Source organism: Hymenobacter terrestris (assembly GCF_013377905.1).
Classification (GTDB): Bacteria; Bacteroidota; Bacteroidia; order Cytophagales; family Hymenobacteraceae; genus Hymenobacter; species Hymenobacter terrestris.
Genome location: NZ_JABKAV010000041.1, coordinates 23,085 through 31,061, shown reverse-complemented (window position 1 = coordinate 31,061; position 7,977 = coordinate 23,085). Strand labels below are relative to the sequence as shown.

Below are 7,977 nucleotides of genomic sequence, written 5' to 3'. Positions count from 1 at the left end.
ACGAAATCCACAGCCGAGTCGAGGGTGTTGCGGCCCACGAGGTCGAAGCTGAGCGTAACGGCTTTTTCGATGGCGGCGTCGGTGCGCTCGAAGTCTACGGTGTCATCTTTGGCGAAGAAGCCGAGCACGAACAGTACCTGCTGCCAGAAAAAGCGCGGGTAGCCATCCTGAATAACCCGACGGTCAGCGACTTCCTCGGTACGGCGGCCTTCGCGCAGAATCTCACTCACGAACTCCTCAAAATCCTGGCGGAAATCGTCGAGCACGCGGGGCGTGAAGCCAGGCATCGGGCGGCGCTCCAAAGAGCGGCGGACGCTTTGCAGGGCGTAGCTACGGTTGCGCTTCAGGATTTCGACTAGCGTGTAGTAGAAACCCAGAATCTTTTCGCGGGCCCCGTACTGCTCCCAAACTGGCTCGCGGGCGGCCGTTTCGCGGGCTTCGCGGCCAAAGTCGGCCCAGATTTCGCGGTCGATGGCATCGAAGTTGGCGTACACCCGGTAGAACTCCTGCTCGGGCAGGCCGAGCTTCTGGGTGAGCTTGTACACCGACTGCGGCGGGTGGCCCTTTTTAAGAACGTAATCGAAGTATGCCTGCTTGATGCGGGCCTTAGGCGTGGCCGCTTCGGGCGCGGCAGTAGTAGGCTGTTTCATATCGGGGGTATAACAAGAGGGCCCACAGTAGGGTTTCGCGGCGGTCGGAAAGTGAGAGTTGTGCTTGTCGGAATAACATGAGAACGTCATGCTGAGCGGAGCCGAAGCATCTCTACCGCTCCATTTTCTGTTGTTCGAGCGAAGCGGTAGAGATGCTTCGGCTCCGCTCAGCATGACCAACTGATAACGGCAAAACCTGCCCTTACTCTGCCGCCCGGTAGGCTGCCCGGAGCGTGTCGATGGCGCGCTGGCGGGCGAACTTGTGCTCGACGATGGGGGCGGGGTAGGCAGGGGTGCCATATTCAGGTATCCATTGCTTCACGTAGGCCAGGTCGGGGTCGTAGGTTTCGAGCTGACTTTGGGGGCTGTATACCCGAAACCAGGGTGCGGCTACCACGCCGGTGCCGGCCATCCACTGCCAGTTGCCCACGTTCTGGCTCATGTCATAGTCGAGCAAGTGGTCGGCGAAGTATTGGTCGCCCCAGCGCCAGTCAATCAGCAGGTGCTTCACCAGAAATCCAGCGGCCGTAATGCGGGCGCGGTTGGGCATGTAGCCGGTGGCGTTGAGCTCGCGCATGCCGGCGTCCACGAGCGGGTAGCCCGTTTGGCCCGCGCACCAAGCCGCAAATTCGTCCTCGTTGTTACGGTAGGGTACTTGGCGCAGGCGCGGGTCGAAGCTCTCGGTGGCTGTGCCGGGATAGTGCCAGAGTAGCATCATAAAGTAATCGCGCCATACCAGTTCGGCCAGCAGCTTGGGGTTGAACTCCTGCGCCTGGCGCATCAGCTCGCGCACGCTCAGCGTACCGAAACGCAGGTGTACCGAGCGCCGGGTGGAGCTGTTGACGAGCCCCGGCCGGTCGCGGGTGTTGTGGTAGTCGCGCACCAGGCTTTCGGCGGGCAGCTCGTTGGCCGGTACAAACTGCTCGCAGCGCTCAAAGCCCATCTCGGCCAGCGTGGGCCGGGGCGGGGCGTCGGGCAAAGCAGCCAGGTTGGCGGCCGTGAACAACTCGGCCGACGGCTTAGCCTGCAAATCGGCGTCCTGCACCTTTTCCAGCCAGGCTTTGCGGTACGAGCCGAAGGTGCGGGCCGGCTTGCCCGACTTGCCCAAAAGCTCGCTCTTGGCGAAAATCACCTGGTCTTTGAAAGCGTAAAACTCCGCGCCGTGCTGCCGGGCCAGCGCCGCCACGGCCCCGTCGCGCTCGGCAGCGTAGGGTTCGTAGTCTTCGTTGGTGTAAATAGTGGCTACCTCGTGCTGGCCCAGTAGCTGCGTCAGCACCTCCAGCGGCCGGCCGTAGAAGGCCAGGAAAGAGCCCCCGGCCGCCGTTGTTTCAGCGCCTAAGCGCTCAACCTGGTCATAGATGAAGGTAACGCGCGCATCCTGGCGGGATGGCAGCAAGTCCAGGATTTCGCGGTCGTAGATGAACAGCGGCACCACCGGGTAGCCGCTTTGCAGGGCTGCTGCCAGGCCCGCGTTATCGTGTATCCGTAGGTCGCGCCGGTGCCAGAAAAGAACGACTTTCATAGGAGGCTCAAAATGAAGTTCAACCAGACAGTGCGCTACTTCAGCTTGCCCATGCCGCCATCAACGGGCAGCACTTGGCCGGTGATGAATGAGCTATGATCAGAAAGCAGGAAAGACGCCATGTAGGCCAGATCCTGGGGCTGGCCGATGCGTTGCAACGGGTGGCGTTTGGCGCTGGCTTCCTGCTTTTCGGGCGTATTGAGCAGGGCGGCGGCCAGAGGCGTATCGGTGAGCGAAGGGGCCACGCAGTTTACGCGCACGTTGCTGGCGGCGTACTCGGCAGCCAGTGCGCGGGTCAGGCCCTCCACGGCCGCTTTAGCCGTGGCGATGCTGGCATGAAATGACATGCCCGTATCGGCCGCTACCGTGCTGAACAGCACGATTGAAGCGCCGTCGGCTTTTTTCAAACGCTTCATACAGGCCTGCAGTACCTGTACTGCCCCGAGCACATTGAGCTGGAAATCAGCCTGGAAATCGGCCAGTGGAATCCGCTCGAAGGGCCGCAGCTTGATGGAGCCGGGGCAATACACCACGCCATGCAGCACCTCAGGTAACCCGTCGAGGGCCGTGCCCAGCGGTTGCGTTACGTCGAGCTCTATGAAGGTGGTCTGCAGCTCGGCCAGTTCGGGCGAATGGGTGCGCGAGGCGGTATAGAGGTTGGCGTTGAGCCGGCTCAGCAGTTGGGCCGTGGCCAGACCAATGCCCGAGGAGGCGCCGATGATGAGAATGTTCTTGTCCGCGAATTCCATGCGTGGTAGGGTTGAATAAGGAGTATGGGCAGAGAACTAGGCGACGGGGGGAAGGGTTTTGGCCGCGGCTTACAAACTCCCGGCCCGCTGAATATCATGAGCACTCTATGTTATATAACTAAAGTGAGAAATAATTTTGCATTTTGGTGTAGCGTAATCGAAATAGTGATTAAATTGGAAGATTCATTCGCCTGTTAAAGAACCTAAATCGCGCTTATGAAACGTTTTAACGCTTCTCTACCGCTGTTACTGGCAGTTTTACTCGGCTTGGCGGTTCCCGGCATGGCTCAGGAGCTGGTAGGCATCGTCGGCAACGTGATGGCACCCAACAACCAAGCCCTCGAAAAGGCGGCGGTGCTGGTTGTGTACGGGCCCACCCAAACCCGTACCACCGCCACAACCGATGAAGCCGGCAACTTCGCGTTCAAAGGGTTGCTGGTAGGCGGGCCCTACTCGGTGCAGGTAAGCCAGACTGGCTTTCAGCCCCAGAAAATCGAGAATATCTTTCTGTTGGCAGGCAAAACGGCCAACGGTACGTTCGTGCTTTTTCCCGAAGAAAAAGGGTCGAATCAAACTCCCAACCGCGACTACCTGACCTACATTCAGCAGTGTCGTATTATCCCGCCGGGCGAGGCGGTTACTGCGACGCTTCCCCCCGCTACCCCCGCACCACCAGCAGCCCGCTCAAAAGCCGTCAGCCGCCCAACTGCCGTGGCTCGTCCGGCTACTCCGGCAGCTACTGTGCCTCCGCGGCCAGCCATTACGCCGCCAGCTGTTACACCATCAGCACCAGCTTCGCCACCGGCCGCAGCCAGTCGTGATATGGCGGTGGCCCGGCCCCGGACGCCTTACCAGCCGGGCAGCCGGCGGGCGGGCAGCATTGAGCCGCCCCCGGTAGATGGACACTACGACCTCAAATCGGGCTACTATATCTACCATACGGGTGCGCCTACCACGTTGCGCCTGTCCAATGGCCAGCAGCTGCGCGGCGTGGGCAGCCAGTCCACCGAAAACCAGCTTCATCAGTTCCTCAGCAATCCTCGCCAACAAATAGACACGGTGGACCGCACCCGCGGCTGGATTAGTTTCGACCGGGTATTCTTCACAACTGGCCAGGCCACGCTCACGCCCGAATCGAGGCACCAGCTGAAAAACATTGCGCTGCTGCTGCAGAGCTATCCGCAGGCCCGCCTCAAAATAGGCGGCTACACCGACAGCGTGGGCACCTACCAAATGAACCGCCAGCTAAGCGAGGCCCGCGCCCGCACCGCCTGGACCACCCTGGTGGAAATGGGCATCAGCCCGTCGCGCCTCGAGGCCCGCGGGTACGGCCCCAACTACCCAATGGCCTCCAACCGCACGCCGGCTGGCCGCGCCATGAACCGACGACTGAGTTTGAGGGTGTTGACAAAATAGAGCTTTGGTTGATATGCTTTGATAATCAGCGTGTAAGTGGGAGAATCTTCAGCGAGGCTACTTTGAAGAACGAAATAGAATTTCGCTATTAGCAAAAATTCGCTAACGTTTTGCGTGCCCTTCCGTAGCTTGCGGCATCTTCCTTCTTGTATCCTTCTCTTTGCTTGCCGCATGAATATCCGTCGATTACTGGTCGCCAACCGCGGCGAAATTGCCATCCGCGTGCTGCGCGCCGCCACCGAGCTGGGCATCCGCACCGTGGCCATCTATACCTACGAAGACCGCTACTCGCTGCACCGCTACAAGGCCGACGAAGCCTACCAGGTAGGCCGCGACGACGACCCGCTCAAGCCCTATCTCGACATTGAGGGCATCATCCGCACGGCCAAGGAAAACCAGGTTGACGCCATCCATCCCGGCTACGGTTTCCTGAGCGAAAACGCCACGCTGGCCCGCCGCTGCCGCGAGGAAGGCATTATCTTCGTTGGGCCACGGCCGGAGGTGATGGAGGCGCTCGGCGACAAAGTGGCCGCCAAGCGCGTGGCCGTGGAGTGCGGCGTCCCAATCATCGAAAGCAGCGAAGCCGACCTGACTGACCTGAAAGTAGCGCTGGTGGAGGCCCACCGCATCGGCTACCCGGTAATGCTGAAGGCGGCCTCGGGCGGCGGCGGCCGCGGCATGCGCGTCATCCGCGACGATGAGGAGTTGGAGCGCGGCTTTTTTGAGGCCCGCAACGAGGCGTTGAAAGCTTTCGGCGACGATACCGTGTTTCTGGAGCGCTTCGTGGAGAACCCCAAGCACATCGAGGTGCAGCTGGTAGCAGACAACCACGGCGGCCTTACCCACCTCTACGAGCGCGACTGCTCGGTGCAGCGCCGCTACCAGAAGGTGGTGGAAGTAGCCCCCTCGCTGCACCTGACGCCCGAAATGCGCGAGCAGCTTTACGAATACGCCCTGCGCCTGGGCCGCGCCGTGGGCTATAATAATGTGGGCACCGTCGAGTTTCTGGTGAATCCCGAGCTCAACCGCATCTACTTTATCGAGGTCAACCCGCGCATCCAAGTTGAGCACACCGTAACGGAGATGATTACGGGCGTTGACCTAATTAAAACCCAGCTTCACGTGGCGGCCGGCTACCGGCTCACTGACCCCGAAATCAACCTCGGGCCCGATGTGGTGCCGATGAAGAACGGCTACGCCATCCAGTGCCGCATCACCACCGAAAACCCCGAGCAGGATTTCAAGCCCGATTACGGCACTATTACGGCCTACCGCTCGGCTGGCGGCTTCGGCATCCGCCTCGACCAGGGCTCGGTGTACAGCGGTGTGCGGGTATCCCCGTTTTTCGACTCGTTGCTGGTGAAGGTGTCGACCCAGGCGCCCACGCTGGCCGACGCTGCCCAGAAAATGGCCCGCACGCTCGACGAGTTCCGGATACGCGGGGTGAGCACCAACATCCAGTTTCTGCAGAACATCATTGCCCACCCGGTTTTCATGGCCGGCGAGGCCACGGTGGACTTTATCAAGGACCACCCCGAGCTGTTCCGCTTTGAGCAGCGCCGCGACCGGGCCACCCGCATGCTGCGCTTTTTGGGTGATGTGATTGTGAACGGCCACCCCGACGTGGCCGGCAACCTCGACCCCAAAAAGGAACTGCGCAAGCCCCGCCTGCCCGAGTCGGACCCCAGCGGCCCGCCGCCGGCCGGCACCAAACAGCTGCTCACCGAGCTGGGACCCGAGGGATTCTCGAAGTGGCTCCGCGCCGACCCGCAAATCCATTACACCGACACCACGCTGCGCGACGCCCACCAGAGCCTGCTGGCCACCCGCATGCGCACCTTCGATATGCTGAAGGTGGCCAGCCGTTTCGCCCACGAACACCCGCAAACCTTCTCGCTGGAATGCTGGGGTGGGGCCACGTTTGACGTAGCCCTGCGCTTCCTGCACGAAGACCCGTGGGAGCGGCTGGCCAAGCTGCGCGCCGCCGTACCCAATATCCTGCTCCAGATGCTGATTCGGGGGGCCAACGGCGTGGGCTACAAAGCCTACCCCGATAACCTGACCGAACGTTTCGTGCAGCAGGCCGCCGAAACCGGTATCGACGTGTTCCGGATTTTCGATTCGCTGAACTGGATGCCGGGTATGGAGGCCTGCATTGGCTTCGTGCGTACTAAAACCGACCGGCTCGCTGAGGCCAGCATCTGCTACACCGGCGACCTGCTCGACGTGAGCCGCCACCAGAAGTACAACCTCGATTACTACCTGCGCCTGGCCCGCCAGATTGAGGATGCCGGCGCGCACATCCTCTGCATCAAGGACATGGCTGGCTTGCTCAAGCCCTACGCTGCCCAGGAGCTCATCACGGCCCTGCGGGACACCATTAGTCTGCCCATTCACTTGCACACCCACGATACGAGCAGCCTGCAGCCCGCTACGTACCTCAAGGCAGTGGAAGCCGGCGTGAACGTGATTGACGTGGCGCTAGGCTCGTTATCGGGCCTCACGTCGCAGCCTAACTTCAACTCGGTAGTGGAAATGCTGCGCGGCCAGCCCCGGCACCGCGAGTTCAACCAGAAGTCGCTCAACGAATTCTCGACCTACTGGGAAACGGTGCGTGAGTACTATTATCCATTTGAGTCGGGCCTGAAGGCGGGCACGTCGGAAGTGTTCCAGCACGAAATTCCGGGCGGGCAGTACTCCAACCTGCGGCCCCAGGCGGCGGCCCTGGGCCTGCTCGACAAGTTTGAAACTGTGAAAACGGCCTTCGCCGACGTCAACCAGCTGTTCGGCGACATTGTGAAAGTAACCCCGTCGTCGAAAGTGGTCGGCGACATGGCCCTGTTCCTGGTGTCAAATGACCTGACCACTGCCGATGTGCTGGAGAAGGGCGAGACACTCAACTTCCCCGAGTCGGTGCGCCAGCTGTTCCGCGGCGACATCGGCCAGCCCGAGGGCGGTTGGCCAGCCGACGTACAGGCCGTAGTGTTGAAAGGTGAAGAGCCCTTCACCGACCGGCCCAACGAGCACCTGGCCCCGATTGATTTCGAGCAGGAGCAGGCCAATTTCAAGGAGAAGTTCGAGGCCGAGGGCAAGTTCACCGACGTGCTGTCGTGGCTGCTCTACCCCAAGGTGTTCGAGAAGTACTGGGACTTCCGCCAGCAATACGGCGACGTGTCGGTAGTGCCTACGCCGGTGTTTTACTACGGACTACAGTCGGGCGATGAAACGCTCATCGAAATTGCCCGCGGCAAAAGCATCATCGTGGGTCTGCAGAGCATTGGCCCGGTGGATGAGGACGGCAACCGTACGCTGTTCTTCACCCTCAACGGCCAAACGCGAAACCTCAAAATCCGCGACCAGTCGGTAGAGGTGAAGCGCATCATGAACACCAAGGCCGACAAGACCAACCCGCGTCAGTTAGGCGCACCGCTGCAGGGCCTGCTAAGCCGGGTGTTAGTGAAAAGCGGCGAGCAGGTGCGCAAGAATACGCCCTTGTTCATCATCGAAGCCATGAAGATGGAAACTACCATCACAGCCCCCGACGACACCACCGTGCAGTCTGTGAACCTGGCCGAAGGCACACTGGTAAACGCCGACGATTTGGTGCTGACACTGGGGTAATGCGACTGGACGCAACTCG

At 61.0% G+C, this 7,977-nt stretch carries 5 protein-coding genes; 2 read left to right on the top strand and 3 right to left on the bottom strand.

The genetic code is table 11. From position 1 onward, the window contains the following. The 3 genes from HW556_RS12980 to HW556_RS12970 all read right to left on the bottom strand — a co-directional run. A partial coding sequence (locus HW556_RS12980; RefSeq protein WP_176900521.1) for a TetR family transcriptional regulator C-terminal domain-containing protein occupies positions 1-650 on the bottom strand: 650 nt, incomplete at its 3' end. 202 nt (positions 651-852) lie between these two features. Continuing rightward, positions 853-2,172: a cryptochrome/photolyase family protein gene (locus HW556_RS12975; RefSeq protein ID WP_176900520.1), complete on the bottom strand. Its 1,320-nt coding sequence runs from the start codon at positions 2,170-2,172 to the stop codon at positions 853-855. 35 nt (positions 2,173-2,207) lie between these two features. Beyond that, positions 2,208-2,921, bottom strand: a complete 714-nt coding sequence (locus HW556_RS12970; RefSeq protein WP_176900519.1) for an SDR family NAD(P)-dependent oxidoreductase — start codon at positions 2,919-2,921, stop codon at positions 2,208-2,210. Between the two features lie 216 nt (positions 2,922-3,137). On the opposite strand from HW556_RS12970, the gene HW556_RS12965 reads away from it, so the two are divergent. Both HW556_RS12965 and HW556_RS12960 read left to right on the top strand, forming a co-directional pair. After that, positions 3,138-4,337, top strand: coding sequence for an OmpA family protein (locus tag HW556_RS12965; RefSeq protein ID WP_176900518.1), 1,200 nt, complete (start codon positions 3,138-3,140; stop codon positions 4,335-4,337). 171 nt (positions 4,338-4,508) lie between these two features. After that, positions 4,509-7,958: a pyruvate carboxylase gene (locus tag HW556_RS12960; RefSeq protein WP_176900517.1), complete on the top strand. Its 3,450-nt coding sequence runs from the start codon at positions 4,509-4,511 to the stop codon at positions 7,956-7,958. The last annotated feature ends 19 nt before the right edge of the window (positions 7,959-7,977 follow it).